The 26292-nt window shown below is 68.2% G+C and carries 28 protein-coding genes; 9 read left to right on the top strand and 19 right to left on the bottom strand.

From position 1 onward, the window contains the following. Together E6J58_04930 and E6J58_04925 are read right to left on the bottom strand one after the other, a co-directional pair. Positions 1-2430: an ABC transporter permease gene (locus tag E6J58_04930; GenBank protein ID TMB41045.1), complete on the bottom strand. Its 2430-nt coding sequence runs from the start codon at positions 2428-2430 to the stop codon at positions 1-3. A gap of 69 nt (positions 2431-2499) precedes the next feature. Further along, positions 2500-4152 (bottom strand): tetratricopeptide repeat protein, encoded by a 1653-nt coding sequence (locus tag E6J58_04925; GenBank protein ID TMB41044.1) that lies wholly within the window; start codon positions 4150-4152, stop codon positions 2500-2502. Between E6J58_04925 and E6J58_04920 the strand changes: the two genes are divergently transcribed. Together E6J58_04920 and E6J58_04915 are read left to right on the top strand one after the other, a co-directional pair. Further along, positions 4123-4851: a GNAT family N-acetyltransferase gene (locus E6J58_04920; protein ID TMB41043.1), complete on the top strand. Its 729-nt coding sequence runs from the start codon at positions 4123-4125 to the stop codon at positions 4849-4851. The two genes, E6J58_04925 and E6J58_04920, sit on opposite strands and share 30 nt — an antisense overlap. 44 nt (positions 4852-4895) lie before the next feature. After that, positions 4896-5771 (top strand): isocitrate lyase/PEP mutase family protein, encoded by an 876-nt coding sequence (locus E6J58_04915; GenBank protein TMB41042.1) that lies wholly within the window; start codon positions 4896-4898, stop codon positions 5769-5771. A gap of 1 nt (position 5772) precedes the next feature. On the opposite strand, the gene msrB is transcribed toward E6J58_04915, so the two are convergent. The 5 genes from msrB to E6J58_04890 form a co-directional block, all read right to left on the bottom strand. Further along, entirely contained in the window at positions 5773-6165 is a 393-nt protein-coding gene (gene msrB / locus E6J58_04910) for a peptide-methionine (R)-S-oxide reductase MsrB (GenBank protein TMB41041.1), read from the bottom strand. A gap of 30 nt (positions 6166-6195) precedes the next feature. Further along, positions 6196-6585: a DoxX family protein gene (locus E6J58_04905; protein TMB41078.1), complete on the bottom strand. Its 390-nt coding sequence runs from the start codon at positions 6583-6585 to the stop codon at positions 6196-6198. Positions 6586-6602: 17 nt separating this feature from the next. Further along, complete coding sequence (locus E6J58_04900) at positions 6603-7019, bottom strand: glyoxalase/bleomycin resistance/extradiol dioxygenase family protein (protein ID TMB41040.1); 417 nt, start codon at positions 7017-7019, stop codon at positions 6603-6605. Between the two features lie 90 nt (positions 7020-7109). Continuing rightward, a complete protein-coding gene (locus tag E6J58_04895; GenBank protein TMB41039.1) occupies positions 7110-8060 on the bottom strand; it encodes a sigma-70 family RNA polymerase sigma factor in 951 nt (316 codons plus the stop codon). Positions 8061-8079: 19 nt separating this feature from the next. Then, positions 8080-8682, bottom strand: a complete 603-nt coding sequence (locus E6J58_04890) for a carbonic anhydrase (GenBank protein TMB41038.1) — start codon at positions 8680-8682, stop codon at positions 8080-8082. Here E6J58_04890 and trxC point away from each other — a divergent pair, their 5' ends adjacent. Then, positions 8683-9180 carry a thioredoxin TrxC gene (trxC, locus tag E6J58_04885; GenBank protein TMB41037.1) on the top strand — a complete coding sequence of 166 codons (498 nt, stop codon included), beginning with the start codon at positions 8683-8685 and terminating at the stop codon, positions 9178-9180. It begins immediately after the preceding gene. Here trxC and E6J58_04880 read toward each other — a convergent pair. From E6J58_04880 to oxlT, 8 genes are all read right to left on the bottom strand, one after another. Next, positions 9161-9571, bottom strand: coding sequence for a hypothetical protein (locus E6J58_04880; protein ID TMB41036.1), 411 nt, complete (start codon positions 9569-9571; stop codon positions 9161-9163). The two genes, trxC and E6J58_04880, sit on opposite strands and share 20 nt — an antisense overlap. 11 nt (positions 9572-9582) lie before the next feature. Next, positions 9583-10368: an ABC transporter ATP-binding protein gene (locus tag E6J58_04875; GenBank protein ID TMB41035.1), complete on the bottom strand. Its 786-nt coding sequence runs from the start codon at positions 10366-10368 to the stop codon at positions 9583-9585. Next, positions 10368-11111 carry an ABC transporter ATP-binding protein gene (locus tag E6J58_04870; GenBank protein ID TMB41034.1) on the bottom strand — a complete coding sequence of 248 codons (744 nt, stop codon included), beginning with the start codon at positions 11109-11111 and terminating at the stop codon, positions 10368-10370. Before E6J58_04870 ends, E6J58_04875 begins: the two co-directional genes overlap by 1 nt. Then, positions 11108-12100: a branched-chain amino acid ABC transporter permease gene (locus E6J58_04865; protein TMB41033.1), complete on the bottom strand. Its 993-nt coding sequence runs from the start codon at positions 12098-12100 to the stop codon at positions 11108-11110. The genes E6J58_04870 and E6J58_04865 overlap by 4 nt, the downstream gene beginning before the upstream one ends. Further along, positions 12097-12996 carry a branched-chain amino acid ABC transporter permease gene (locus E6J58_04860; GenBank protein ID TMB41032.1) on the bottom strand — a complete coding sequence of 300 codons (900 nt, stop codon included), beginning with the start codon at positions 12994-12996 and terminating at the stop codon, positions 12097-12099. The genes E6J58_04865 and E6J58_04860 overlap by 4 nt, the downstream gene beginning before the upstream one ends. 45 nt (positions 12997-13041) lie before the next feature. Next, a complete protein-coding gene (locus tag E6J58_04855) occupies positions 13042-14268 on the bottom strand; it encodes an amino acid ABC transporter substrate-binding protein (GenBank protein TMB41031.1) in 1227 nt (408 codons plus the stop codon). Between the two features lie 101 nt (positions 14269-14369). After that, positions 14370-14699, bottom strand: coding sequence for a hypothetical protein (locus E6J58_04850; GenBank protein TMB41030.1), 330 nt, complete (start codon positions 14697-14699; stop codon positions 14370-14372). Positions 14700-14746: 47 nt separating this feature from the next. Continuing rightward, on the bottom strand, positions 14747-16351 hold the full coding sequence (oxlT, locus tag E6J58_04845; GenBank protein ID TMB41029.1) for an oxalate/formate MFS antiporter: 1605 nt from the start codon (positions 16349-16351) through the stop codon (positions 14747-14749). Between the two features lie 55 nt (positions 16352-16406). On the opposite strand from oxlT, the gene E6J58_04840 reads away from it, so the two are divergent. Together E6J58_04840 and E6J58_04835 are read left to right on the top strand one after the other, a co-directional pair. Further along, the gene (locus E6J58_04840; protein TMB41028.1) at positions 16407-17450 is read left to right on the top strand and encodes an aromatic ring-hydroxylating dioxygenase subunit alpha; all 1044 of its coding nucleotides are present in this window, start codon (positions 16407-16409) and stop codon (positions 17448-17450) included. Further along, complete coding sequence (locus E6J58_04835) at positions 17447-18802, top strand: amino acid permease (GenBank protein ID TMB41027.1); 1356 nt, start codon at positions 17447-17449, stop codon at positions 18800-18802. Before E6J58_04840 ends, E6J58_04835 begins: the two co-directional genes overlap by 4 nt. Here E6J58_04835 and E6J58_04830 read toward each other — a convergent pair. From E6J58_04830 to E6J58_04820, 3 genes are read right to left on the bottom strand one after another with little or no spacing between them, the layout of a single operon-like run. Further along, positions 18736-21081: an EAL domain-containing protein gene (locus tag E6J58_04830; protein ID TMB41026.1), complete on the bottom strand. Its 2346-nt coding sequence runs from the start codon at positions 21079-21081 to the stop codon at positions 18736-18738. The two genes, E6J58_04835 and E6J58_04830, sit on opposite strands and share 67 nt — an antisense overlap. 35 nt (positions 21082-21116) lie before the next feature. Beyond that, positions 21117-21512 carry a DoxX family protein gene (locus E6J58_04825; GenBank protein ID TMB41025.1) on the bottom strand — a complete coding sequence of 132 codons (396 nt, stop codon included), beginning with the start codon at positions 21510-21512 and terminating at the stop codon, positions 21117-21119. Beyond that, entirely contained in the window at positions 21509-22126 is a 618-nt protein-coding gene (locus tag E6J58_04820; GenBank protein TMB41024.1) for a LysE family translocator, read from the bottom strand. The genes E6J58_04825 and E6J58_04820 overlap by 4 nt, the downstream gene beginning before the upstream one ends. 66 nt (positions 22127-22192) lie before the next feature. Between E6J58_04820 and E6J58_04815 the strand changes: the two genes are divergently transcribed. The 3 genes from E6J58_04815 to E6J58_04805 are packed head-to-tail and all read left to right on the top strand — an operon-like array spanning position 22193 to position 24078. Then, a complete protein-coding gene (locus tag E6J58_04815; GenBank protein TMB41023.1) occupies positions 22193-23101 on the top strand; it encodes a LysR family transcriptional regulator in 909 nt (302 codons plus the stop codon). Positions 23102-23110: 9 nt separating this feature from the next. Next, the gene (locus tag E6J58_04810) at positions 23111-23458 is read left to right on the top strand and encodes a hypothetical protein (GenBank protein TMB41022.1); all 348 of its coding nucleotides are present in this window, start codon (positions 23111-23113) and stop codon (positions 23456-23458) included. A 41-nt stretch (positions 23459-23499) separates the two neighbouring features. Further along, the gene (locus E6J58_04805) at positions 23500-24078 is read left to right on the top strand and encodes a CHRD domain-containing protein (GenBank protein ID TMB41021.1); all 579 of its coding nucleotides are present in this window, start codon (positions 23500-23502) and stop codon (positions 24076-24078) included. 62 nt (positions 24079-24140) lie between these two features. Here E6J58_04805 and E6J58_04800 read toward each other — a convergent pair whose 3' ends face one another. Further along, the gene (locus E6J58_04800) at positions 24141-24527 is read right to left on the bottom strand and encodes a polymer-forming cytoskeletal protein (GenBank protein ID TMB41020.1); all 387 of its coding nucleotides are present in this window, start codon (positions 24525-24527) and stop codon (positions 24141-24143) included. A gap of 195 nt (positions 24528-24722) precedes the next feature. On the opposite strand from E6J58_04800, the gene E6J58_04795 reads away from it, so the two are divergent. Beyond that, on the top strand, positions 24723-26279 hold the full coding sequence (locus tag E6J58_04795; protein ID TMB41019.1) for an acyl-CoA synthetase: 1557 nt from the start codon (positions 24723-24725) through the stop codon (positions 26277-26279). Positions 26280-26292: the final 13 nt, after the last annotated feature.

Genomic DNA, 26292 nt, shown 5'->3' with positions numbered 1-26292 from the left:
TTACTCGGCTCGGAGCGCCACCGCGGGATCCACCAGCGCTGCGCGTCGCGCCGGGGCGAGCGTTGCCACCAGCGCCACCGCGGAGAGCAGCAGCGTGGCGGCGAGCAGCGCCAGCGGGTCGAGCGGTCCCACTCCGAAGAGGAGCCGGGCGAAGAACCGCGCCGTGGCGAGCGCGCCCGCAAGTCCAAGCAGCAACCCAATGCCGACCACCGCCGCGCTCTCCCTGGCGACGAGTCCCAGCGCCTGCGCCGGCCGCGCACCCAAGGCCATGCGCACGCCGATCTCGCGCGTGCGCTGCGTGACGGTGTAGGCGAGCACCCCGTACAGACCGAGGCCGGCGAGCAGCAGCGCCAGCGCGGCGAACCCGTGGAGGAGCTTCAGGGCGAAGCTGCGCTGCGCCAGCGACGCCGAGAGCATGTCGCTCAGCGGCCGCGCCTGCCAGGCGGTCGCGCGCGGATCGATGGCCAGCAATTCCTGCTGCGCCACGCGCAACACCTCTCCTGCCGGCGCTGGGGAGCGGACGACGAACGTGAGGGTGTTGCTGGGAAGCTGGTCCAGCGGGAAGTACATCGTCGGGCGCAGATCCGCATCGAGGCCGAACTCGCGCACGTCGCCGACCACGCCGGCAACGGTCCACCAGCGCGGATCGCGTGCCAGGCGCAGGCGCTGGCCGACCGGATCCTCCGCGGACCAGTACTTGCGGGCGAACGATCTATTGACCACCGCCACGGGCGCTTTGTCGGCCGCGTCGGTCTCCTGCGGCATGCGCCCGCGCACCAGCGGGATGCCCATGGCTTCGAACCACCCGGGTGTGACGATGCGAATCTCCTCGTCGGGCGGCTGCACTCCCTCGGGTACGGGACGGCCGTCGATCTCGAACGCCTGATCGTTCGCGACGCCGCTCAGGGGCTGGTAGTCGACCCCGCCGACCGCGGTGACCGCGGAAAGCTCCCGCAGGCGCTGCCGCGCATTCGCCAGGACTGCGCGGACGTGCTCGTTGTTTCCCGGCACCCCGACGGTGAGCGTGACCGCGCCCGCGGCCTGGAATCCCGGATCGACGTGCACGACGCGGCTGAAGCTTCGCAAGAGGAGCGCCGCGCCGGAGAGCAACACCAGCGCCAGCGCCACGTCGGCGGCGACCAGGGCGCGCCGCAGGCGCCGGGGATGGCGCGCGGCGGACGCGCTGCCTCCCCGCAGCACGTCCTGGGGGCTCGTCTGCGTCGCGGTGAGCGCGGGCAAGAGCCCGAAGAGAATGCCGCTCACCACCGACGCAGCGAGCGCGAACGCCAGCACCGCTCCATCCACGCGCACCTGGTGCGCCCGCGGCAGATCGGCAGGGCCGGCGGCGAGGAGCGCATCCACGCCCCAGATCGCGATCGACGCTCCCAACGCGCCGCCCAGAAGGGCGAGAACGAGGCTCTCGACCAGCATCTGTCGCACCAGGCGCGACCGGCCTGCTCCCAGCGCTGCCCGCACCGCCAGCTCGCGCTCCCGTGCGCTGCCGCGCGCGAGCAGGAGATTGCCGACGTTGGCGCAGGCGATCAGCAGGACCAGCACGACGGCACCGAACAGCATCCAGAGCGTGAGCCGGACGCCGCCGACCATCTGATCGAGGAGAGGAATGAGAGTCATCTCGAAGCCGCTGTCGGCGGGATAGACGGCGGGGAATTCCGACCGCAATCGCGCCGACACCAGCGCAAGCTCGGCGCGCGCGTCGGCGAGCGTGGAGCTGCGGGCCAGCCGCCCGATCACGCGCAGGAAGCGGCTGGGGCGGGCGCTCGACGTGAGCTGGTCCGCCGGAAAGGGAAGGGGTCTCCATGCGTCGAAGCTTTCCGGAAGCTCGAGATCTTCGCCCAGGACGCCGACGACCGTGAACGGCACTCCGGTGATCTGGACCGTCTGACCCACGACCGCACGGTCCGCGCCGAAGCGACGCCGCCATAGCGCTCGACTGAGGACGACGACGTTTCCGTGGCCGGGCTCTTCCTCCTCCTTGCTGAACCAGCGCCCGAGCGCGGGTTTCACTCCCAGCACCGGCAGCAGCGAGCTCGTGGCGCGGCCGAGCCCGATGTGCTCCGGCGCGCCCTCGCCGGCGAGGCTGCCGCTGCCGTACCCCCACGCTGCCACGCCGCTCATGGTGGACAGGTGCTCGTGATCCTGCCGGTACTCGGCCAGCGAGGTCGTCCCGCTCGGAAACTGCCGCCAGGATCCGTAGAAGCGCACGAGTTGTTCGGGCTCGCGATACGGCAACGGCTTGAGGAGCAGCCCGCGCACGACGCTGAACACGCTGGAGGTCGCGCCGATGGCGATCCCCAGGGTCAGCACCACGACGGCCGCAAAAGCCGGGCTCCGCAAAGGCAACCGCAACGCGCCTCGAACGTCCTGACGCAGACCGACCATGGATCCGTTCGGCAGCCAGATCCGTGCCACGCCCTCTCGACGGGGCCTTCAGGGCGTGCGTCCGCAAATGGGATCCCCCGTCCCGCCTCCGGACGGATTTCAATCCAGATGCATCTGCTGGAGGAGCTTGGGAAAACGCGGGTCCTTGCGCAGCGAATCCCAGAGCGGACTCACCTTCACGTCGCGAAGCATCCAGTCGCGCTCCGCATAGGCCTGGTCGAGCAGCGCAAAGGCGCGATCGCTGTCCCCGAGCATCCCATGCAGGGCGGCGACCGCTGCCGGATGATTCCCGTACGGCGGGTCCGATCGCTGCTGCAGTTCCTGGATCAGCCGCCGTGAGCCGGCGGTATCTCCGGCCACACCCAGGATCCACGCGCGCATGGCGACGTGCTCGACCGCCGATGCTTTCACCTGTTCCAGCTCCGCAAGCGCCTCGGCCTTTCGTCCGGCCGCGGCGTAGGAACAAGCGAGCATCTCGCGCGCCGCCGCGAATCCCGGGTTGAGCTCGAGCGTCTTGCGGAAGGCCGCGATCGCCTTTTCGTAATCGCGGCTCTCGAAGAACACCACGCCCAGCATGTTGTTGACGATGACCGACGCAGGATCGAGCTCCAGCGCACGCTCCGCCTCCGCACGCGCTTCAGCGAACCGCCCCAGCGTCACCAGCAATATTGCGTACCAATGGTGCGCCGTCGCGTACCCGGAACGCAGCTCGATGGCTCGCTTGAACTCACGCTCCGCGGTCGCCCAGTCGTAGTCGAAGATGCTGATGAGGCCGAGGGATGCGTGCGCCTCGGCCAGGGCGCCGTCGAGCTCCAGCGCCCGGTACGCATGAGGCCTCGCCTTGGGAAGGATCTCCGCCGGACGCGCGGAGGTGTACTCGCCGAGCAGCAGGTAGCAATCGGAGAGCCCGGCGTGCGCGAGCGCGTACGCAGGATCGAGGGCGATGGCTTTTTCGAACAGAGCCATCGCTTCCTTCAGATCTTCCGTCGTCCGCTTGGTCCAGAAGTGACGGCCTTTCAGGTACAGGTCGTGCGCCTGGGAGCTCCCGGTCGTCATGGGGACCAGCGACGACTGCTTGAGGAACTTGGGTCGCAGCGCGTCGGCGATGGCGGTCGCAAGCTCGTTCTCGACGGCAAAGACGTTCTTCAGCTCCCGATCGTAGGTCTTCGACCAGAGGTGATATCCGTCGACTGCGTTGATGAGTTGCGCGGTGATGCGCAGGGCGTTGCCTTCGCGGCGTACGCTTCCCTCCAGCACGGTGGCGACGGCGAGCTCCTCGCCGATCTGCCGCACGCTCAGGTTCTTGTTCTTGTACGCGAACGCCGAGGTACGCGAGACGACGCGCAGTCCGTCGACGTTGGCGAGCGCGTTGATCACCTCTTCGGTGATGCCGTCCGAGAAGTATTCTTCGTCCTTCGCCTGGCTGAAGTTCGCGAAAGGCAGCACGGCGACCGACGGAGCCGCGGGTACGGCGGGCGCTGCCGGGGCCCGGGCCGTCCGGGTGAAGTGCCACGCGACCGCAGGCACGACCGCGAGCGCGGCAACGGCGCCCAGCGCCAAGGCGACGCGCAGGCCTCCAGGACCTTCCGGGCGGATCGGAACCGTCCGCTCGATCCTCCCCGCCGACACGTCGAAGACCCACGCGAGCACGACCACGACGGGAAATCCGACGGCGAGGCCCACCACCACGAACGAAAGCGTCCAGTCGGGCAGCCGGAGCCCGTGCATGATTGGCTCGATGACCTGGAGCACGGCGAACGAGACGATCGCGTACCCCACGAGGGCGCGGAAGACGCGCCTTCGCTTCAGCTCCGCGATCAGCGGGACGAACATCCGGCCTCCGTTCCCACGGGGCGGAGCCTAACACCCTGTGCGGGCCGACGGGACGACTCGTGTCCGCTGCGCAATTTACAGTATTGCGGCAGACTTGCAACCGCGGTATGCGAGTCGATCTCGCTGAACCGGTCTTGCTGCTCCCGCATCTCACCGCGGGCCCTGGGGGGAAGCAGAGTGGCGACGATACGCAGTTGTGGTTCGCAGGACTTTCCTGCCGTTCTCGATCTGTTGCGCCAGCACTGGCCGAACGAAGTCTTCGACGAAGCGACTCTCCGAGGCGTCTTCGGGCGAGGGCTTCTGTCTCCGCGGCAGCGATACGTCTGCGCCGAGCTCAGATCGCGCGTGGTCGGCTTCGCCTCGCTGACGCTGAAGATGAGCCTGCGGCAGGAAGGCACGATTGGCCATCTCGACGAGCTGGTCGTCGACGGGAACCATCGCTGCCACGGCATCGCGACCCTCTTGATGCAGAGGATCGAGGACCTCGCGCTCGCGGTGGGCTGCCGCCATCTCGAGCTCGACTCCGCCCTCCATCGCAAGGAAGTGCACGCCTTCTACGAGCAACGCCAGTTCGAAAGGCGCGCGCTGCTCTTCTCGAAGGCGCTCCGCGGCGCGTAGGGTTGCGGTTGCCCGCGGCCTGCTCCCGCCTCAGCTTGAGCAGCATGGAAAAGGTGAGCGGCCCCGAGTCCTGGAACGCGGTTCTGCAGAAGCATCGCCCGCTCGTGCTCCCGGCGGCGCATGATGCGCTCTCTGCCCGTCTGATCGAGAGCGCCGGATTTCCGGCGTATCAGATCGGCGGATTTGCCCTGGTCGGAGCCCGCTACGGGCAGCCCGACATCGACCTCATCCATCTCGGCGAGCGGCGCGCCTCCATCCGCGACATCATGACCGGCTCGAGCCTGCCGGTGCTGGTCGATCTCGACGACGGGTACGGCGACGTGAAGAACGTGACCTTCGCGGTGCGCTGCATGGAGGCGATGCGCGTCTCGGCGGTCTTCATCGAGGACCAGCAAGCGCCGAAGAAGTGCGGGCAGATGGACGACAAGCACGTGATCTCATCGGAGGACATGGTCGCGAAGGTCCGCGCCGCGGCGGCGGCGCGCTCGAGCCGCCAGGCGATGTATCTGATTGCCCGGACCGACGCGCTGGAACCGGAGGGCATGCGCAAGGCGCTGAAGAGGGGCGAAAAGTATCTGGAAGCCGGCGCTGACGCGCTCTACGTCGAAGGCCCCCGGGACGACAAGGAGCTCGAGGAGATCGCCAAGGCCTTCGGGGGCGCCGCCCTGGTGACGACGATGATGGAGGGCGGCGGCGAGACGCCTTGGCATTCGCCGCAGGAGTTCGGAGAGATGGGCTACTCGATGATTCTCTATCCGACGACCATCATCTTCCGCGCCGCCCGGGCGATGGAGCGCGCCGTGGCGGACCTCCGCGCCGGGCGTCGCCTCGACACGAAGGAAGCGATGAACAGGGACGAGTTCATGAAGCTCGTCGGCCTCGAGCGCTGGCAGGAAGTGGAGAAGAAGTTCCAGGCCTGATTCAACGGATCTTCCTGAGCGCCGCAGAGTTGATGCAGTAGCGCTCGCCCGTCGGCGCCGGGCCGTCCTGGAAGACGTGTCCGAGGTGCCCGCCGCAGCGGCGGCAGTGTACCTCGACGCGCTCCATGCCGTGGCTCGTGTCGCGGTCGGATGCGACCGCGCGCGCGTCGGCTGGGCGTGTGAAGCTCGGCCAGCCCGTCCCGCTCTCGAACTTGTCCTCGGCGCGGAAGAGCTGCGATCCGCAGCCCGCGCAGAGGAAGCTGCCGGGCTGATGATCGTCCCAGAGCGCGCCGCTGAAGGCGCGTTCGGTGCCCTTCTCGCGGAGCACGCGGTACTGATCCGGCGTCAGGGTGCGACGCCACTCTTCTGCGCTCTTCTCCACCTTGTCGTCCATGGCGGCCCTGATTCTAGCGCGTCGCCGGTTTCAACCGGCGCCCCGGATGCTGCGAACCAGCTGAGGCCGCCGCAGCAGCAGCCCCGCCCAGACGACGGCGCCGAGATACACGGGAAAGAGGATGTGGCTGAACAGCGGGTTCCCGATCCGGAGGTTCGTTGCCACCGCGCCACCGAGAAAGCCCGTCAACAGGACGGCGCCGAGAGCGGCCGTCGGCGGGATCACATACAGCGCGGTGCAGACGAGGACGATCCACCCGATCAATTGAATGCTGCTGTCCGGATATCCGAGCCGTGCGGTGGCTTCCACCACCACGGGAAGCCGGAGCACCTTCATCACGCCGTCCATCAGCAGAAAGAGCACCGCGAGCGTGCTCAGCACCCGGCCTGTCCACTGCTGGCTCTTCGATCCGACGTCCATGGCGATGCCTCCCGCGCTCATCGCTCGATCGCCTTGGGATCCATCCACAGGACCTCCCAGTGGTGGCCGTCGGGATCGTAGAAGCTCCACCCGTACATGAAGCCGTGGTCCATCGGGTCCATCGCGGGTTCCCCGCCCGCCGCCACCGCCGTCTTGACCAATTGGTCGACCTCGGCGCGGCTGCTGCACGAGAGCGCGAACAACCCTTCCGACTGCGCCTGCGTGTTGCAGATCTCCTTCCTGGTGAACGTCTTGAAGAAGGGCTCGGTGAGGAGCATCACGAACGCTTCTTCGCTCACCACCATGCAGGCGGCCTTGTCGTCGGTGAACTGCGGGTTGAAGCCGAAGCCGAGCTTGCGGAAGAACTCCATCGAGCTCTTCAGGTCGCGGACGGCCAGGTTGACGAAGAGCTTGCGCGAACGGTTCTCAGCCATGTGCGGCCTCCAGGAAACGGTTTCATCGCAATGGACTCCGCGGCGCGCGGAAAATCATCGGTCGCGCAGGACGAGAGGGTCGCGCAGCCTTCAGGACAGCTCTGCAGGCAGTCCGAATCGGGGGAAGAGCGTCTCCGTGTCCAAAAACGAGGTCCAGCCGGCGATCTGATCTCCGGCCAGCTCGAGCACGACGGCCGCCCACGGCCGAAGCGTGCCCTGCGGTCCGGCGGGCTTGTAGTGGGCGAAGGCCGGCGACGCGCAGGCAGCGATCGGAAGCAGACGCGATCCTCGACAGCCCGCGCCGCGGCCGAGCAGCCAGCTCCGGACGGGTTCACGACCACGGAGCCAGAGCGCGTACGGCGGCATCGAGAACGCCGCGTCCTCGCGGAGCAGGGCGGTGAGGGCATCGACGTCGTAGCGGTGGAATGCCTCGACGTAGCGGTTGAGCAGCCGCGACTGCGATTCCGAAAGCGCACCGCCGCCAGCGCTGACGTCGCGGGTGGCGAGGGTCGCACGGGCGCGCTGCAGCGCGCTGTTCACCGCCGCGATCGAAGTCTCCAGCGTTTCGGCGACTTCGGCCGCCGACCAGCCGAGCACTTCGGTGAGGAGCAGCGCCGCGCGCTGGCGCGGTGGGAGGTGCTGCAGCGCGGCCACGAAGGCGAGGCGGATGCTCTGGCGCAGCACCAGAAGCTCGGAGGGGTCGGCGTCGGCGGGCAGCGCCTTCGAGTCCGGGATGGGCTCGAGCCAGTGCGTGCGGGGCAGCTCGTTCAGCGGGTCGTCGGCCGAGCCTTCCGGTCCCAGCTCCATCGGGCGCGCGCGTCGCGAGCGATCGGCGAGCGCGTCCAGGCAGACGTTGGTGGCGATCCGGTACAGCCAGGTGCGCAGCGAGGCCCGGCCGTCGAAGCGCTCGAGGCTCCGCCAGGCGCGAAGGACGGTCTCCTGGACCGCGTCGTCGGCCTCGGCGGCGGAGCCGAGCATCCGGTAGCAGTGGCCGGTGAGCGCGACGCGCTGTTCCTCGAGCTGTGTCGCGGTGGGCGTCATCGAGGGGACTCTAATGCCTTCAATCGGCGTCGTGCTCGAAGAAGCGCACGCGTCCTGTCTCGAGCTCGTACTCGGCGCCGATGACGCAGAGCCGATCCTTCTGCACCAGCTCCTCGATCAGCCTGCTTCCATGCCGAAGCTGCGCGACCGAGGCGAGCACGTTGGCGCGCATCGCTGCGCGGAGAGGGTCGGTCAGGCCGGGAGTCGACAGGACCGGATCGATGATCGGCCGGATCCGCGCGGTGATCCGCAGGACGCTGTCGGTGGCCGGCGGCTCTCCACGCTGCAGATGCCGCGCCGCAGCCGAGATGGCCCCGCAGCGCGTGTGGCCCATCACGACGACGAGGGGCACCTGGAACGCATCGACGGCGAATTCGATGGATCCCACCTGCGACGGCGCGACGATGTTGCCGGCCACCCGGATGACGAAGAGATCGCCGAGTCCCACGTCGAAGACGAACTCCGCCGGCGCGCGCGCGTCGGAGCAGCCGAGCACGGCGGCGAAAGGCCGGGCCTCGGTGGCCGAGGCGGGGTCCCAGCGCGTGCGCGCCTCTGGGCCGCGCTCGACGANGCTGGAGCGCCTCGGCGGAATCGATCGCCATCGCAGCGTCAGGTATCCCAAATGACGCGTGGGTCAAGAGGGTCCCCTTGCGCGTTGCGCAGGAATGATTACGAGGACGGGATGGACGACGATCGGGTCGAGTACCCCTGCGCCCGGTGCGGGGCCACCAATCGCATCCCGCGCGGCCGGTTGCGAGACGACCCCCGGTGCGGGCGATGCAAGGAGAGCGTTTTCCCCGATCAGCCGGTCGCAGCCAGCGATGCCACGTGGAGGCGCGAGGTCGAGGACTGTCCCATCCCCGTTCTCGTCGACTTCTGGGCACCTTGGTGCGGTCCCTGCCACGCGGTTGCGCCGGCCCTGGAGCAGGCCGCGAAAGAGCGCAAGGGAAAGCTCAAGATCGTGAAGCTGAACGTGGACGAGAACCCGCGCACCTCCGCAATGCACCAGGTGCAGTCGATTCCGACGCTGATCCTCCAACGCGGACCCCTGCTGGTCGGACGCGTGGCAGGCGCGCTGCCCAAGACGGAGCTCGACGCCTTCATCGACCGCTACGTTTGATCGTGCCTCGCATCGCCGCGAGCATCTTCTCATCCTGCTCTTTCGTCCTCTGCAGCAGCGCGAGCAGCTCCTGCTTGGTCTTTACGAGCTTCTCGAACGCGTCGACGGTTCGAGCATCGGACATCACCGTCATGTCGTGCCGTCCCATGGGGAGGTCGCGATACCCGGTCATCCGGTTTGCGGTGGCCTGCAACTCCGCCGCGACGGCACGTTGCTCCTCGACGAGCTTCGCGTACGCCTCGCGCTCCTTCGCGGCGTTCGGGTCTCCGAGGTCGAGGGCCCTCATGTGAAGCTCGAGGACTTGCGCCATCGCGGCCGTCACCGTCCCGAGCGCCGCGGGCAACGCCGCATTCTCCGCCAGTCCCTTGCCACATGTCTGTTCATCGCCCATGCGCGCCTCCTTCAGAGGGGCCGGTCGCCCAGAAACAGGCGGCCGACGTCCGGATCCTGCAGCAGCTCCGCTCCTGTCCCTGCCCTCGCGACGGAGCCGGAAACGAGCACGTAGCCTACGTCGGCGAATTCCAGCCCCTTCTTCGCGTTCTGTTCGACCATCACGATGGCCTTGCCTTCGCTGCGCCGCAGGTCGGAGAGGATCTCGAACACCATGTCGATATAGCGCGGCTCCAGGCCGATGGACGGCTCGTCGACGAGCAGAACGCGCGGCTTCATCACCAGCGCCCTCGAGATCTCCAGCAGCCGGCGCTCGCCCCCCGAGAGGACGCGCGCGGGCTGGTGGCGACGATTCGCCAGCCGCGGGTACTTCTGCAAGACGTCCTCCGCCGCCTGCTTCGCCTCCTCTGGACGCGCCATGAGATATCCGCCCATCCAGAGGTTCTCCTCCACGGTCATGTCCGGGAACACGGAGTTGTCCTGGAGGATGTAGGCGATGCCGGCGTGCCTCAGCTTCTCGTTCGAGGACAAGCGCGTGATGTCGCGCCCGGCGACGTGGATGGTGCCGGCGCGGATGCGCGTGAAACCGTAGATGGAATGGAGCACGGTCGACTTGCCGGCGCCGTTCGGCCCGATGATGCACAGCGCCCGGCCCGCCGCGATCTGCAGATCGATGCCGTGGAGGATCTCCATCTTCCCGTAGCCGGCGCGCAGATCGGAGATCGAGAGCACGGGCTCTCCGCCGGCGAGCTCCGCAATCCGCGCGCGCGAGGGGCCAGCGCCTTCGAGATCGAGCATCAGCGCGCTCCCAGATAGGCGTCGAGGACGCGCGGGTCCTTCTGCACCTGCTCCGGCTTCCCTTCCGCCAGCAGCTCGCCGTGCGCGAGGCAGTAGATGTACTGGGCGAGATTCATGATCACGCGCATGTTGTGCTCGATCACGAGCAGGGTGATGCCGAGCTGCGCGTTCACCTGTCTCAGCTGGTCGAGCAGGCCGTTGATGAGCGTCGGATTGATCCCGGCGGTGGGCTCATCGAGCAGCAGCATCCTCGGTCCACTCATCAAGGCCATGGCGAACTCGAGCAGCTTCTGCTGCCCGAAGGAGAGGTCGCGGGCCCGCAGATGGCGCTTGGCATGCAGGCCGACGAAGTGCAGCAGATCATCGGCCTTGCGCAGATCGGAAGGAGGGCTCTTGCGGAACATCGATCGCCACCCGAGCTCGGATGTGGGAACGCTGATCACCATGTTCTGCATGCAGGTCATCCCGCCGTAGATCCGCGTCTGCTGGAACGTGCGAAGCAGCCCGAGGCGGGCGATCTGCGCGACCCGCAGCCGCGAGATCTCGCGACCCTGAAACCGGATCGATCCCGCATCGATGGGGTGTTGACCGACGATGGAGTTGAACAGCGTGGTCTTTCCCGAGCCGTTCGGGCCGATCAGCCCGCAGATGGCGCCTTCGGGGACGCGCAGCGTCACCGCCTTGTTGGCGACGAGGCCGCCGAACGCCTTGCTTACCCGCTCGACCTCCAGGATCGCGCTCACCGCCCGCTCTCCGCAGCGCCGTCCTCGATCCGGTGGCCGAACCGTTCCGGCCAGCGTTCCCGCGCCCAGCCGAGGATCCCGAGGGGAAAGAACACGACGATGACGACGATCAAGAGCCCGAGCGCGACCCGCTGCCAGCCCAGCAGATACGTCCAGAACAGCTCCTTCGTGACGTGGAAGACGACGGCGCCGAGCACCGGTCCCCAGAGCGTTCCCTTTCCCCCGAGAATCGCCATCAACACCATCCAGACCCCGAACGTCGGCCCGGCGAACGCGACCTCGCGCGGGTCGATGAATCCGAGCAGGTTGCCCACGGCGCCGCCGCTCAGCCCGAGGAAGAAGGCGCAGACGCACCAGGCGGTGGTCTTGTAGCGCGTGGTGCGCAGCCCCATCGCTTCGGCCTTGTCCTCGTCGTCGCGGATGGCGTTGAGGACCAGGCCGAAGCGGCCCGCGTAGAGCCAGCGCAGCGACGCGAACGTGGCGGCGGCGAGGGCGAAGCACAGGTAATAGAAGAACGTCTCGCGGCCGCCGAGAGCGCCGGGAAAAAGCGGCGGCACGATACCGCCGCCGGCGCCGACGAAATCCCAACCGCTGGCCAGCTCGCCGGCCGCGATCCCCAGGCCCAGGGTTCCGATGGCGAAGGAGTGGCCGCGCAGGCCGAGGATCCCGGAGCCGAGCAGGCCGGCGAGCGCGACCGCCGCCAGGGCGCCCACGGCGGTACCGACGAACAGTCCGGTGTAATAGCCGAGGCCCGCGTCGCGCTGGACGAGCACGCAGGCGTACATCCCGACGCCGAAGAAGAGAACGTTGCCGAACGAGTTGTACCCCATCTGTCCGCCGAGCAGGTCCCAGGTGAGGGCGAAGACGATCATCACCCAGAGGATCGCCATCTGGCTGCGGTAGGCCGGCGCGAGCGCCGGGAAGAGCAACGCGAGCACGATGCCACAAGCCAGCAGCAGCCGCCGGCGAAGCGCGGAAGACGCGATCATTGCAGGTGTCTCCGCTCCCGCGCGAGCCAGAAACGCCGCCAGACCAGGATCGCAACGAGAAGCGTGAACACGAAGGCCGCCTGGTACTCGGCCCCGAGGATGAACCCGGCGAAGTTCTCCGCCACGCCCAGACCCAGCGCGGCGAAAAGAACGCCGGCGACGTTCCCGAGGCCTGCGAGGATCACGATCATGAAAGAGCGCACCGTGTACGGAAGGCCGAGGTACGGATGCACCACCCACGTCATCGCCACCAGCGCGCCTGACGCACCACAGATTGCCGCATTGAGCGCGAAGGTCCAGGCGTAGACCCGGTCGGTATCGACGCCCATCACCCGCGCAGCACGCGCATTCTGGGCGGTGGCCCGAATGGCCTGCCCCATGCGAGAGCGTTTGAGAAAGAGCATGAGGAAGGCGCCGGTGAGCAGCGCGGCGGCGAACGAGATCAACTTGATCCGCGAGACCGTCACCGCTCCTCCGAAAAGGAAGAGCGTGCCGAACCCTGACTCCGCCGTCCGCACGTCCGCGCCGAACAGCGTATTCGCCAGCTGCTGGATGAGGATGCTCAACCCGAACGTCGCCAGGATGGAGGTGAACAGGTCCTTGTCGACGACCCGGAAGATCACGGCCCGATAGAGCAGCCAGCCGACGACGAAGAGGAGCGCCGCCGCCAGCGGCACGGCGAAGAGAGGGTGGATGCCGGAGCGGGAGAGGAACCAGGCGGCGTAGCCGCCCAGCATCACCAGCTCGCCCTGGCTGACGTTGATCAAGCCGACGACGCCCCAGACGAGAGCCATTCCGTAAGCCGCGAGCGCGAAGATGGCGCCGATCAGGACGCCGTCGAGCAGAAGCTGGAGCGACAGGATCGGCGCGTCGAACAGCAGCCTGAGGTTTTCCATCTCGGCGAATGCGCTCCGGCCCCGGCGGCTGACGGGGTGCGCTCGCTACTGTGGCATCTTCCGCGGCCAGATCAGGCTGACCTCCGCCCACCGCGTCGGCGCCACCACTTTGTAGTCTCCCCCCTGCACCTGGTACAGGACCATCGGCTTGGCGACGTTCTTTCCCGTCGGGTCGAACTTGATCGGCCCGTAGAAGGTCATGAGATCCGTGGCTGCGATGGCGTCGCGCACCTTGCCGGGATCGAACGACTTCGCCCGCTCGAACGCATCGGCGAAGACGAGCACCGACGCGGTCGATTCCGCCGCCTGGTACGGAGCGGGATACTTGAATTCCTTCTCGAAGAGCTTCGCGTAGTCGTCGGCGCTGCCGAACCACTTGTCCTTGTAGCTCAGCTTGCGGTCCCACTGCGAAGCGCAGAGGACCTGCTCCGCCATCTTGCCAAGGCTCTCGGCGATCTTGGCCGAGTCGCAGTGGGTGGTGGCGACGATGGGCACCTCGATCTTCATCTCCGCGGTCTGGCGGACGACCAGCGTCGCTCCCTTCTCGTGACCGGAGACGAGGAGGAGATCGGGCTTGATCGCGCGCACCTTGGTCAGCGTCGCCGCCATGTCGTTGATCTCCGGCGGCAGCTTGTCATCGACGACGATCTGCATTCCGTGGCGCTTCGCGTCTTCCACGATGCCCTCGCGGACGTCGAGGCTGAAGGGATCGTTCTCGAAGGCCATGGCGATCTTGAGCGACTTCGGATCGCGGCCGTTCTTCTTCGCCACCTCGGCGGCGAGATTGACGGCGTCGCGAAGGTAGTAGTCCGAGGTGGAGAGCACCGCGAACAGGTAGCGATACCCCTGCGTGAACAGCTCGCGGGCCGCTCCGTTTCCTTCCACGTGCGGCACCTTGTACTTCTCGGTGACCGGCGCGATCGCCTTGGTCAGGCCGGAGCTGTAGGCGCCGAGCACGAATTGCACGCCGTCCTGGCTGATGAGCCGCTCGGCAAGCTGCGCGCCGCGCGCCGGCGTGGACTCGTCGTCGTAGTAGAGCACCTTCAGCTTGTACGACTTCCCGCCGACCTTCACGCCGCCCATCTCGTTGATGCGCTTGACGGCGAGGTCGTAACCGTCCTTCGTATTCTTGCCATTGACCGAGTACTTGCCGGTCAGCGACACGGCCGCTCCGAGGACCACCGTATCGCCCTCGACCTTTCCCGAAGAGGCACCCGCCATCATCAGCATCGCGACGGCGCCGGACATCACGAGATGTGCCTTGCTGGGCATGGTTTCTCCTCCTGCCTGGAAGCGTTGCGCCGGATTCCGACGTTCATCGGAACACGCCGCGCGCACGACCGCAAGGCGGGTCCTCCGGGAGAGCTGGATGTTTACCGTCCCGCTGCGACCCGGCCCTTCAGCTCCGCGGCGATGAATTCGCGAACGATCTTCTGATCCGCCGGGGGCGCGCTCTTCAGCCGCGTGAGGAGCTTTGGAAGCTGCTTCTCCGTCATCCGCGAAGGCCAGTCCGCCTCGACGAGATCGTAGACATCGAGGGCGCGGGCATTTTCGGAGCTGACGGAGCTGTCATGACACCGATCGCAGCGCGCCGACTTCAGCACCCCGCGCGCTTGCGCACGCGTCGCGGTTGCGCCAGCCGCTTCCGCCGACCAGCCGCCCGCCAATGCCCCGACGATCGCGAGAATCGGGCCAGAGCGCATGGGCCACCCGTCCCGTCGATATCACACGACCGGATTCCGAACACGCGCTACTGTTTTTGGGCCCCCGCCAAGGCGGCCGTGGGGGGCAGCTCGCGCGACGGCTCGACCGGCGCGGGCACCTTCATGGTCCGCAGCACGAAGAACGCGATCGCCGCCGCGGTCAGGTCGAAGGCGATGGCGACTGCGAAGACGCCGGGCCATCCGATGCGCGGGAGGGTGTACTTCGCGGCGAACGGCGTCCACATCGTCGGCACGACGGTGATGGCGACGCCGTACACGACCAGGACGATTCCGATCCCGAACAGCAGGTCGTGCGTCTTCCGCTTCCAATCGATCCGCAGGATGGTGGGAGCGAGGAAATGCGAGAAGAACGCCAGCGCGCCGCCGAGCAGGAGGAGCACGTCGGCGCGGAAGTCGAAGGCCTTTCCGGCCGCGAGCGCCGATCCGATCGGCACGAAGACCGACGCGGTCCCCTTCGCCGTATAGAGGAAGCCGTAGTTCTGCGTGGCGTGCTTGCGGCCGAAGAAGTCGCCGCAGATGGCGGGCATCAGCGAGTAGATCTCTCCCCAGCCGAAGAAAGTGAAGGCGCTGAAGACGACGAACAGCTTCGGGTTCGGCGCGAACTTGATGAGCAGGAAGATGGCAAGCGCCTCCATCGCGAAGGCGATCGCCATGGTCAGCTCGCGCCCGATGTGGTCCGAGATCCAGCCCCAGATCGGGCGGCAGATCCCGTTCAGCACCCGATCCGCCGAGAGCGCGAATTGCAGGGCGGGTAGCGTGAACCAGAGGAAGGTCACGGGGATCTTGTCCACCTTGTACTCGACGGCCATCGGATTGAGCTGCGCCGTCGCCATCAGGCCGCCGGTCGCGACCAGGGTCATCATCAGATAGAGGACCCAGAACTGCGAGGTCGCTGCCATTCCGCTGGAGGTAAAGTCCGCAGACGTTTGTCGCTTCCTGACCTCCGTACCTGCCGCCGCCTCCTTCCATGCCCGCGGCAGCCAGCCGGCTGGCGGCGCCTTCAGGAACAGCGCAGCGAGGACCACGACCGAGCCCTGGATCAAGCCCCACTGGATGAACGCCGCCTGGTACCCCGCCGTGTTGATCATGTTCGCGATCGGGTACACGGTCAGCGCCGAGCCGGCGCCGAAGCCCGCGGCGGTGAGACCGGCGGCGAGGCCGCGATGATCGGGAAACCACTTCAGCGCGCTGCCGATCGCAGTTCCGTACACCACACCGGCCCCGAGACCGGCGACGGCATACGCCAGGTAGAGCGTGGTGAGCGATTCCGCCTTGCCGCTTCCGATCCAGCCGAGTCCGGCGCAGACGCCGCCCGCCATCACCAGCAGGCGCGGACCGAACTTGTCGACCAGCCATCCTTCGAACGGCACCAGCCAGGTCTCGAGAAGCACGAAGACCGTGAACGTCACCTGGACGGCGGCTTGCTCCGCGTGCAGGTGCTTCTGCAGCGGCGGGACGAACAGGGTCCAGCCGTATTGGAAGTTCGCTACGGCCACCATGCTGAGAACGCTGAAGAAGAGGATCAGCCAGCGGTTCTGCAGCAGGCTGTCGTGCTGCTGGGTCGCCTTGGGGTCCATGGGTCCTCGCGCGGCTTCGTCGGAGCGGTGCCGCATCCCGCCCGGCAAACGCATGCTTTTCAAGTCCGACGCACGTCGCTCGCGACGTAGGTCTCAAGCTTGTGACACGATGGTCGGAGTGATCGACGCCGACATCCGCAAGGCGCGCACGCTGCCGGCCGCGTTCTACCGCGACGCCGTCCTCTTCGAACGGATGCGCGAGCGCGTGTTCGCGCGAAGCTGGCAGCTCGTCGACGGCGCGGAGCGGGCCGCTGCGCGCGGTTCCGTCTTGCCCTTCACACTGCTGGAAGGCTGCGTCGACGAACCGCTGCTGCTGACGCGCGACGCCGACGGCACGCTCCGCGCGCTCTCCAACGTCTGTACGCACCGGGGAAATCTGGTCTGCACCGCCGCGGCGACCTTGCAGGGCCTCCGCTGCGGCTACCATGGCCGCCGCTTCGCGCTCGACGGCCGCTGCCTGGGAATGCCGGAGTTCGACGGGGTGAGCGGCTTCCCGTCGCCGTCGGACGACTTGCCTCGCGTCCAGCTCGGCGAGCTGCAACCCCTCCTGTTCGCAGCGCTGGATCCTGCCTTCGGCTTCGACGACCTGGTGACGCCGGTCCGTGCGCGGATCGGCAGCCAGCTCGTTCCCGACCCCGAAGGGTCGCGCGTCTACGAGATCGCGGCGAACTGGGCGCTGTACTGCGACAACTACCTCGAAGGCTTCCACGTCCCGTTCGTGCACGGAGAGCTCGCCACCGAGATCGAGTACGGCTCGTACCGCACGGAGCTCCTTTCCTGGGGCACGCTCCAGGTGGCGGAGGCCAGCGCGGGCGGCGACGCGTTCGACGGCTCGCGGGTCGCCGCCTGGTACTTCTTCCTCTTTCCGAACACGATGTTGAACTTCTATCCTTGGGGCCTGTCCATCAACGTCGTGGTTCCGCTGGCGGTGGACCGCACGCGGATCGTCTACCGCACCTGGGTAGCGGACCCGTCGCGCCGGGGCAAAGGCGCCGGTGGGGGCCTCGATCGGGTGGAGCTCGAAGACGAGGCGGTCGTCCAGCAGGTGCAGCAAGGTGTCCGGTCGCGCCTGTACGATCGCGGCCGGTATTCACCCTCGCGCGAGGCCGGGGTGCACCACTTCCACCGGCTGCTCACCGGGATGCTCGATTGACCGGGCTGCGGCGTTCGCTCAGCCTGCTCGATGCGACGCTGGTGAACGTCGGCGTGATGATCGGGTCCGCCGTCTTTCTCACCGCGAGCGACGTAGCCCGCGCGCTGCCGCAGCCGCTCCTTCAGCTCGCGGTGTGGGCGGTAGCCGCGCTCCTCTCGCTTGCGGGCGCGCTCACCATCGCCGAGCTGGGCGCCGCTTTTCCCAAGGCGGGCGGACTGTGCGTCTATCTGCGCGAAGCGCTCGGCCCGTTCTGGGGATTCTTCTATGGCTGGGCACTGCTGGTGGTGATCCAGACCGCGGCCATCGCAGCGGTCGCCGTCGCTTTCGCAAGTTACTGCGGGCATTTTCTTCCGCTCTCGCCGCGTGCCGCCGACCTGGTCGCGATCGCGGCCATCGCCGCGCTCACCGGCATCAACGTCCTCGGCGTACGCGAAGGCGTCTGGACGCAGAACGTGGTGACCGGTGCGAAGGTGCTGGTGGTCGGCGGGCTGATCGCAGCGGCGTTCCTGGGGAGCGCCGGCTCGCCGTCCCACTTCGCGCCTTCGTCCCATCCCTGGACGTTCGCGGCATTTGGAGCGGCCGCGATCGGACCGCTGTTCGCTTTCGACGGGTGGATCACCACCAGCTACATCGGCGGGGAGATCAAATCGCCAGGGCGCAACCTGCCGCTCGCCGCACTTCTGTCGATCGCATTGGTCACGCTGCTCTACCTGGGCCTGAACGCCGGCTACCTCTACGTGCTCGGATCCGACCGGGTTGCGGCGTCGCCGCTGGTTGCCGCCGACACGGCGCGAGCGCTCCTGGGGCCGCGCGGCGCGGACCTCGCCGCCGGCATGGTCGTCCTGGCCACCGTCGGCGGATTGAACGGCAACATCCTCGGCGGCGCGCGCGTCCTCTATGCGATGGCGGAGGCGGGTCTCTTCTGGCGCGCGGCTGGCCGCGTCCATCCCCGATTTGGCACGCCGGCGGCGGCGCTCCTGGCGCAAGGCGTGGTCTCGATCGGTTTCGTCTTCACCGGCCGGTTCGACCAGCTTCTCACCAGCTGCCTCTTCGCTTCCTGGCTCTTCTACGGTCTTGGCGGCGTCGCCGTGTTCGTCCTCCGCCGCCGGACCGATCTCGACCGGCCTTATCGCGTCTGGGGATATCCGGTGGTGCCCGCCGCGTTCGTCGCCTCGGCAGCGCTGCTGCTCGTGAGCACCGTGGCGGCCGACCCGCGCGACTCCATTCTCGGCGCCGCGCTGCTCCTGACGGGCGTTCCCGCCTACGTCTTCCTCAATCGAAGGGCTCACCAGCTCATGCTGCGACCGACCAGCGAGCACGCCTCCGCGCCGTCGACCGGCGGGGAAAAATAGAAACCCTGCGCGGCCGCGCACCCCAGCTCGCGCAGGAAGCCGAGCTGCTCCGCGGTCTCCACGCCTTCCGCCACGACCTGCGTTCCCATGTCGCGCGCCAGCGCGACGATCGTGCGCACCAGCTCGGGCGCCTGACCGCGCGGCGAGCCGCCGCTGAACAGCGAGCGATCGATCTTCAGGGAGTCGAGCTGCAGGCGGAGCAGCGAATTCAGCGAGCACGCTCCGGTGCCGAAGTCGTCCATGTACAGCCGCACGCCGCGCTCCCGGAGCTCCCCGATGCGGCCAGCATGCTCCTCTTTCTGCAGCGTGTTCTCGCTCAGCTCGAGGACGAGCTCCTCCGGCTGCAGGCTGTGCTCGGCGAGGGTTCCGTCGATGTGCTCCATCAGATCGGAATGCTGAAGCTGGCGCGAGGAAAGGTTGACGTTGAGCGTCAGGGCTTCGGATCCCGCGCGCCGGCAGCTCTCGAAATCGCGGCCGGCCTGGCCCAGCAGCCAGCGGCCAATGGGGACGATGAGGCCCGTCTCGTCCGCCAACGGGATGAAATGCTCCGGCGCGATCAGCCCGCGCTCCGGGTGGGCCCAGCGGATCAGCGCCTCGAAGCCCTGGATGCGTCCTCGGGCGACGTCCACGATCGGCAGATAGTGGACGCGGAACTCGTCGCGCGCCAGCGCGTTGCGCAGATCCGTTTCGAGCTCGAGAAGATGCGGGGCGCGTTCGCGCATCGCCGCGTCGAACGTGACAGAGCGGCCTCGTCCCTGCGCCTTCGCGCGATACATCGCCGCCGCCGCGTCCGCGAGCAGATCGCTCGCCTGCGTGTATGCCGGTGCGCTCAAGGCGACGCCGATGCTCACGGTGAGGGAAAGAGCCTCGCCCTTGACGTCGAGCGGACGCGCAGCCTCCTCGTGGAGACGGCGGGCGACGCTCTCCACCTCCGTTGCGTCCTTCACGTCCTCGACGAGGACGACGAACTCGTCGGCGCCGGCGCGGGCGAGGACGTCCCCTTCTCCGAGCGAGGCGTGAAGCCGTTCCACCAGCTGCATCAGGACTTCGTCCCCGGCCGCGTGCCCCAATCGGGCGTTCAACGACCCGAATCCGTCGACGTCCAGGAGCAGCACGGCCAGCCGGTCGCCTCCGCGCCGCCGCGCGCGGTTGAAGGCGCGCTTGAGGATCTCGACGAAGTTGCCCCGGTTTGGGAGCCGGGTCAGCGCATCGTGCACCACGCGGACCGCGGTGAGATTGGGCTCGCTGATGTCCATCATCGAGCCGGAGAATCGAATCGCTTTTCCTTCTCCGTCGCGGCGCGCCTGGCCGCGCGCGAGCACCCAGCGCCAGCTGCCGTCCTCGTGCCGGAGACGGTGCTCGCTCTCGAATCGCGCGGAGCATCCGGCGAGATGCGCGAGGATCGTCGACTGCAGCGTCTCCCGATCCGCGGGATGGACGCGATCGAGCCATTCCGAGGGCGCCTCGCCCTGGCCCTTCGATCCCACGATCGCGCGCCACGAATCCGACAGCCAGAGATGGTCTGTCCCCAGGTCCCAGTCCCAGATCCCGTCGCCCGCTGCTTGCCAGGCGAGCGCGTAGCGGTCGGGCGCAGGATCGCGCTCCTGGACCAGCGCCGCGTTCCCCACCTCGCGTCCTTTGCTGTCGTGCAGCGGGACGACGGTCCATTCGCACGGGCGCGCACCGGAGCTGGTCGGCGTCTCGCGCTGGAACTGCCGCGTGTCGCCGTGCGCCAACGCCTGGCGCAGCTCGGTGCGGGCTTGCGCGCGGGTCGCGTCGCTGTCGGGGAAGACGAGCATGGACAGCTCGCGCCCGACCGCTTCGGCGTGAGGGACGCCGAACAGTTGCTCGGCGGCCGCATTCCATGCGGTCACCTTCCGATCGGCGTCGCAGACGAGTGCCGCGAACGGCGCCTGATCGAAGAGCCGCGACACCGAGCGCGCCTTGGGCGAGGTCGGACGGGGCCGATCGGTCTCGGGCTGCTTCTGGAGAAGATTGGTGAGGAGCGCGAGCGCGTGCTGCAACGATGCGCGATCGTCATCCGCGCGGCGGTACTCCTTGTCGATCCTGCGGAACAGCCTGCGGAGCTGCGGCGACGCGTCCCGCTCCTGGCCGAGGGCCTCCTCGAGCTGACGTCGGAGGCGCCGGTGCATCGTCAGGCCGGCTCCTCTGGAATTTGCCGTTTCCGGGACGAGCGTGCCCTCAGCGGCGGCGGTGCGTCCTTGCGCGAGGGCTGCGCGAACACCTGCTGCGTACCTTAGCGTACGGGATCTTCGCATTGCAACAAATCGGACAACATTCGATTCGAATGCCGCTATCCAGTTTTCCAGATCCAATCGACCGAGAAGCGACCGGGGCCGCAAATCAGGAGCAGCAAAGCAATGCAAAAATACACGGAGGCGAGCTCGTATCCGCCGATGAAGGGATCGCGCTTGACCAGCACGTGCCTGCCGATCGCCACGGCCATCGTGCAGGCGATGCCGAGCGATGCGAGCGGCGTCAGTAGCCCGAAGATCCAGGCAATGCCTCCGCCGAATTCCGCCACCGCCGCCATCGCCTGGAAGAGGCGCGGGGTTCTCTTCCCCATCCAGGCGAATGGATCGCGCATCTTCGGCCATCCATGCAGGACGAACGCGCTGCCGGCGACGATCCGGATCGCCAGAAGACCGAGCGACGCGTCCGCGACCCCGGCAAACGGGAGGGCGCTCATCGCGTCACCGGCGCCAGCGCCACGAGCGCCGCGGCCCCGATCAGGATGGCTCCGCCGGCGCGGTGGATCCTCCGGGCGACTGCCCTCCGCCGCAGCACCGGCGCCAGCGATTGCGCCGCAAACGTCACCGCTCCGGTCGCTGCAAGCTCGAGGAGCGCGAAAGTCGCGGCCATCGCGGCGAACTGCGGCAGTGCCGGACGGCCCGGATCGATGAATTGCGGCAGGATGGCGCCGAAGAAGAGGAGCGCTTTCGGATTGGAAAAGGCGATCAGCACTCCCCGAACGACCCCTCGTCCGGAAAGGACGCGATCCGGTTCGACGGCATGCTCGCCGCCGGCGCGGATCGCGCGGATCCCGAGCCAGAGCAGATAGCCGGCTCCCAGCCACTTCAGCGCTTCGAGAGCATGGGGAACCGCCGAAAGCAGCGCCGACAGTCCGGCGATCGACGCAGCGATGAGCACGATCGCGCCAACCACGTTCCCGAGCACGACCGGAAGCGTTGCCCGCGCGCCGCGGGCGAGCGCGTGACCGAGAATCGCGAGCATGGCGGGACCGGGCGTCAGGACGGCGCCGAGGGAAACCAGGAGGAAGAGAAACCAGGTGCGCTGCGCCATGCGGCCTCCATCGGGATCCGGTAAGCCCTTGCCGCGCCTCGCACCAGCGCTTTATTCTCCCGTGGTGTGAGCAATTCTCACAGTCGACGGCGCCTTCCTCCGCTCAACGCGGCGCGCGCATTCGAGGCCTGCGCCCGGCTCGGCTCCACGGTAGCCGCCGCGGCGGAGCTGGGGGTCACCCATGGCGCCGTCAGCAAGCAGATCTCCGTGCTCGAGTCCTGGCTCGGCGTTTCCCTCTTCCATCGCGCCGGAGTGCGGCTCTCCCCGACCTCGGCTGGAGCCCGCTACGCCGCCGCGCTCGGGCGGGCGTTCGACGCGTTCGATCTGGCGACCCGGGAGCTGGCCGAATCACCCCGGGCCGGGAACATCGTCCGCGTCAGCACGACGGCGTCGTTCGCCGCGCTCTGGCTGCTCCCTCGGCTCGGCGCGTTCCGGACCCTGCATCCGGACGTCGAGGTCTGGGTCTCCGAGAGCAAGGCACCCGCCGCCGTCGGCCCCGAAGGCGTCGACCTCGCCCTCCGCACCGGCCGCGGTCCCTGGGTCGGAGTGCGCGCTGAACCGCTGCTCACCGACCATCTGATCCCGGTGTGCGCTCCCTCGGTCGGCGCGCGCTTGCGGGAACCCAGGGACCTCGCCCGCGCGACGCTTCTCCACGACGAGGATCCGCTGTCGAGCTGGCCGCACTGGCTCGACGAAGCCGGCCTCGGCCGGCCCGCATGGGGCGATCGCGGCCCGCGGTTCGCCGACGGCGCGTTGCTTCTGCAGGCGGCGCTGGCCGGGCACGGAGTCGCGCTCGGCCGCAAGCGCCTCGCCGCCGCGCACCTTCGCAGCGGCCGCCTCGTCCAGCCCTTCGGACCCGCGCTTTCGCTCGGTCACGCCTACTGGCTGGTGTTGCCCGCGCGAGGCACGCCGATGAATCGTCCAGCGCGCGCGTTCGCCTCCTGGATTCGCGACGCGGCCCGGAACGCCGGATAGGATCGATGGGTGCGCTCTCTTCTCTTCGCCCTGGCCGCAGGCGCGATCGTCGCTGCAGGCGAAAGCGATCCCGCCGGCACCGCCTCGATCCAACTCGAAGTCGGTCAGTCGGCTCCGCTCTCCTCCGCGCCCGGCGCCAACGTGCTCTGCGACGATCCCGGCGTGGTCGCGTCCGATTTCGCGGAAGACGGAGGCGGCTTCGCGCTGCTCGCGCTCAAGCCCGGCACGACGCTCTGCGGCGTCTGGCTCGTGGGCCAGAAGCCCGGAGGGCTCTACCGGGTGACGGTGACGGCGAGGAGCAGCGGCACCGGTGCCGAGCCGGCTGCCGATGCAGGCGTGGACGGCGGCCCCGCCTGAGCCGCGCCGCGTCGTAGCCATGCGACTCCGCGAAGAGCAAGATGCCGCCGCGCCCCTACCGGGGTTCGGGGAAGACCATGAAAACGCGCATGCTGTATGGAGGCCTACTCGCGGGAGCCTTGCTCGCGCTCGCGCTCGCAGCCTACGCCGCAAACGGAAGCAACGCGGGAACCGAATCGAAGTCGCAGGTGCAGGCAGACACCATGACCGGATACCAGGAGACGCCGGGAGTGTCGTCGGTCGCGTTCGGTTCGTTCACGGCCGAGATCGACGACGCGACGCAGACGGTCACCTTCGAGCTAACGTATGTCGGCCTGGAGGCGCCGGTCCTCTTCGCCCATGTGCACTTCGGGAACCGCAACATCGCCGGCGGCGTCTCCGCCTTCCTCTGTGGCGGCGGCTCGAAGCCACCCTGCCCGCAGTCTGGAACGGTGACGGGCACGATCACCGCCGCCGACGTGATCGGTCCAGCCGCCCAGGGCATCGAGCCCGGCGCGATGGCCGAGTTGATTCGTGCGATGCGCGCGGGCGAGACCTACGCCAACGTGCACTCGAGCAAGTTCCCGGCCGGCGAGATCCGGGCGCAGATCAACGACAAGAACCAGCGCCAGCCGCAGTAAGTCGGCTGGCACAGGTTCGGCCCCAAGCGTAGCCGCAAAGCCTTTGCTACGGTCGGCAGCGGCTACGCGGCGGTCTTCGCGCGGACGCCCTTGGCCGAGTCCATCCGCGAGGCCCCCTGGAAGAAGGCGCCCTTCTCCACCACGAGCGAAGCCGTCTCCAGGTCGCCGCGCACCTTTCCGGCGCTGCGGATCTCCACGCCGTTCTTCGCCTGGACGTTTCCGTTCACTTCACCGTGCACCACGATGTTGCCGCAGGTGATGTTGGCGTCGATGCGGGCACCCTCGCCGACCACCAGCACGTCGTCGGTGACGATGGTGCCGACGAAGCTCGCGTCGATGCGGACGGTCCCTGCGAAGGTGAGCTTGCCTTCGAACCGCACTCCGCGGCCGAGCAGCAGGTCGGAAGCGGCAGGAGCAACGTTCTTTTCGGCGATATTCTCGTACGACATGGAGCCTCGCTGGCCGGTGGTCAGGAAACAAGCGGGCGCCCGGCGCAACCGGCCCACCGGCTTCCTTACCTCCGGCCGAAGCCAGGTATTCCCGGCGTCTCCGGGGACGGATGGCGTGACTGCAGATTTCGTCCCTGGCGGTTGACTTTCGAGCGCATCGGGCGTGGACTCGCCGGTCCTCGAGCGGAGGACGACGTGTCGGACGCGCCCGTGCACCGGCAGGAACTGACCCCCATCCATTTCCTCGAGCGCGCAGGCGAAGTGTACGCGACGCGCCTCGCTGTCGCCGACGGCGACGTGCGCCTGAGCTGGCAACAGATGCGTGCCCGGGCGCGGCGTCTGGCGTCCGCGCTCCGGCGCGACGGGCTGCGCAAAGGCGACCGGGTCGCCTTTCTCGCCGTCAATTCGGAGCCGCTCCTCCTCGCCCACTTCGGCGTGCCGCTCGCCGGCGGAGTGCTGGTGCCGATCAACACGCGCCTCAACGCCGACGAGGTCGCGTACATCGTCGAGCATTCGGGGTCCCGCGCGATCTTCTTTTCCCCCGAGCTGAACGCCCAGACGGCGCGCATTTCGCCGCAGGTGAAGCGGTTCGATCTCTCGCGCGAGTGGGAGCCGTTCCTTTCCTCCGGCAGCGACGCGCTCGTGACGCCCGCGCTGGAGAGCGAAGACGAGCCGATCACCATCAATTACACGTCCGGCACCACCGGCCGTCCGAAGGGCGTCATCTATCACCATCGCGGCGCGTACCTGAACGCGCTGGCGATGGCGCTCGACCACCGCCTGACGGCGGACAGTCAGTACCTCTGGACGCTGCCGATGTTCCATTGCGACGGCTGGTGCTTCCCCTGGGCGACCGCCGCGGCGGGATCGTGCAACGTCTGCATTCCCCGCATCGAGCCGGAGCGGGTGTGGCAGCTCTTCCGCGAAGGCATCACGCACTTCTGCGCCGCGCCGACCGTCTGCACCATGCTGATGGCGAGCCCGGCGGCGGGCAGGCTCCCGCGCAAGGTGAGGCTCTTCACCGCCGGCGCGCCGCCCTCCCCGACGTTGATCGCCCGGATGGCGGAACTGAACTTCGAGATCGATCACGTCTACGGCCTCACCGAGGTGTACGGGCCGTTCACCATCGCCGTGCCTGCACCAGGTCAGGACCGGCTCCCCTCCGCGGAGCGCGCGGCACTGCAGGCGCGCCAGGGCTTCGCCAACGTCTGCGCCGGCGAGGTACGGGTCGTCGACGAGGAGATGAACGATGTCCCCGCCGACGGCCACGCCATGGGCGAAGTGGTGATGCGCGGGAACGTGGTCATGCTCGGATACTTCCGCGATCCCGATGCCACCGCGAAGGCGTTCCACGGCGGCTGGTTCCACAGCGGCGACCTGGCCGTGCGCCACCCGGACGGCGCCATCGAGCTGCGCGATCGCAAGAAGGACATCATCATCTCCGGAGGCGAGAACATCAGCACCATCGAAGTGGAGCAAGCGGTGGTGAGCCACCCGGCGGTCCTCGAGGCGGCGGTGATCGCGATCCCCGACGAGCGGTGGGGCGAGGTGCCGAAGGCCTTCGTCACGCTCGCCGACGGAAAGCAGGCCACTGCCGACGACATCATCCAGCACTGCAAGGGGGTGCTCGCCCACTTCAAGGCGCCGAAGCATGTCGAGTTCGGCCCGCTGCCGAAGACGTCCACGGGCAAGGTGCAGAAGTACGTGCTGCGCGAGAAGGAGTGGCGCGGGCACTCCAAGCGCATCCACTGAGAAAGGAACGAGG

The organism is Deltaproteobacteria bacterium, assembly GCA_005879535.1.
Classification (GTDB): domain Bacteria; phylum Myxococcota; class Myxococcia; order Myxococcales; family 40CM-4-68-19; genus 40CM-4-68-19.
Note: the sequence above shows the minus strand (reverse complement) of the source record. Positions and strands in the feature narration are given on the sequence as shown.

Coding starts and splice junctions, on each gene's coding strand:
- E6J58_04915 (TMB41042.1), top strand. CDS start 4,896: ATGGAAAAGGTGAGCGGCCCCGAGTCCTGGAACGCGGTTCTGCAGAAG.
- msrB (TMB41041.1), bottom strand. CDS start 6,165: ATGGACGACAAGGTGGAGAAGAGCGCAGAAGAGTGGCGTCGCACCCTG.
- E6J58_04905 (TMB41078.1), bottom strand. CDS start 6,585: ATGGACGTCGGATCGAAGAGCCAGCAGTGGACAGGCCGGGTGCTGAGC.
- E6J58_04900 (TMB41040.1), bottom strand. CDS start 7,019: ATGGCTGAGAACCGTTCGCGCAAGCTCTTCGTCAACCTGGCCGTCCGC.
- E6J58_04895 (TMB41039.1), bottom strand. CDS start 8,060: ATGACGCCCACCGCGACACAGCTCGAGGAACAGCGCGTCGCGCTCACC.
- trxC (TMB41037.1), top strand. CDS start 8,683: ATGACGCGTGGGTCAAGAGGGTCCCCTTGCGCGTTGCGCAGGAATGAT.
- E6J58_04880 (TMB41036.1), bottom strand. CDS start 9,571: ATGGGCGATGAACAGACATGTGGCAAGGGACTGGCGGAGAATGCGGCG.
- E6J58_04875 (TMB41035.1), bottom strand. CDS start 10,368: ATGCTCGATCTCGAAGGCGCTGGCCCCTCGCGCGCGCGGATTGCGGAG.
- E6J58_04865 (TMB41033.1), bottom strand. CDS start 12,100: ATGATCGCGTCTTCCGCGCTTCGCCGGCGGCTGCTGCTGGCTTGTGGC.
- E6J58_04860 (TMB41032.1), bottom strand. CDS start 12,996: ATGGAAAACCTCAGGCTGCTGTTCGACGCGCCGATCCTGTCGCTCCAG.
- E6J58_04855 (TMB41031.1), bottom strand. CDS start 14,268: ATGCCCAGCAAGGCACATCTCGTGATGTCCGGCGCCGTCGCGATGCTG.
- E6J58_04850 (TMB41030.1), bottom strand. CDS start 14,699: ATGCGCTCTGGCCCGATTCTCGCGATCGTCGGGGCATTGGCGGGCGGC.
- oxlT (TMB41029.1), bottom strand. CDS start 16,351: ATGCGTTTGCCGGGCGGGATGCGGCACCGCTCCGACGAAGCCGCGCGA.
- E6J58_04840 (TMB41028.1), top strand. CDS start 16,407: ATGGTCGGAGTGATCGACGCCGACATCCGCAAGGCGCGCACGCTGCCG.
- E6J58_04830 (TMB41026.1), bottom strand. CDS start 21,081: ATGCGAAGATCCCGTACGCTAAGGTACGCAGCAGGTGTTCGCGCAGCC.
- E6J58_04825 (TMB41025.1), bottom strand. CDS start 21,512: ATGAGCGCCCTCCCGTTTGCCGGGGTCGCGGACGCGTCGCTCGGTCTT.
- E6J58_04820 (TMB41024.1), bottom strand. CDS start 22,126: ATGGCGCAGCGCACCTGGTTTCTCTTCCTCCTGGTTTCCCTCGGCGCC.
- E6J58_04805 (TMB41021.1), top strand. CDS start 23,500: ATGCCGCCGCGCCCCTACCGGGGTTCGGGGAAGACCATGAAAACGCGC.
- E6J58_04800 (TMB41020.1), bottom strand. CDS start 24,527: ATGTCGTACGAGAATATCGCCGAAAAGAACGTTGCTCCTGCCGCTTCC.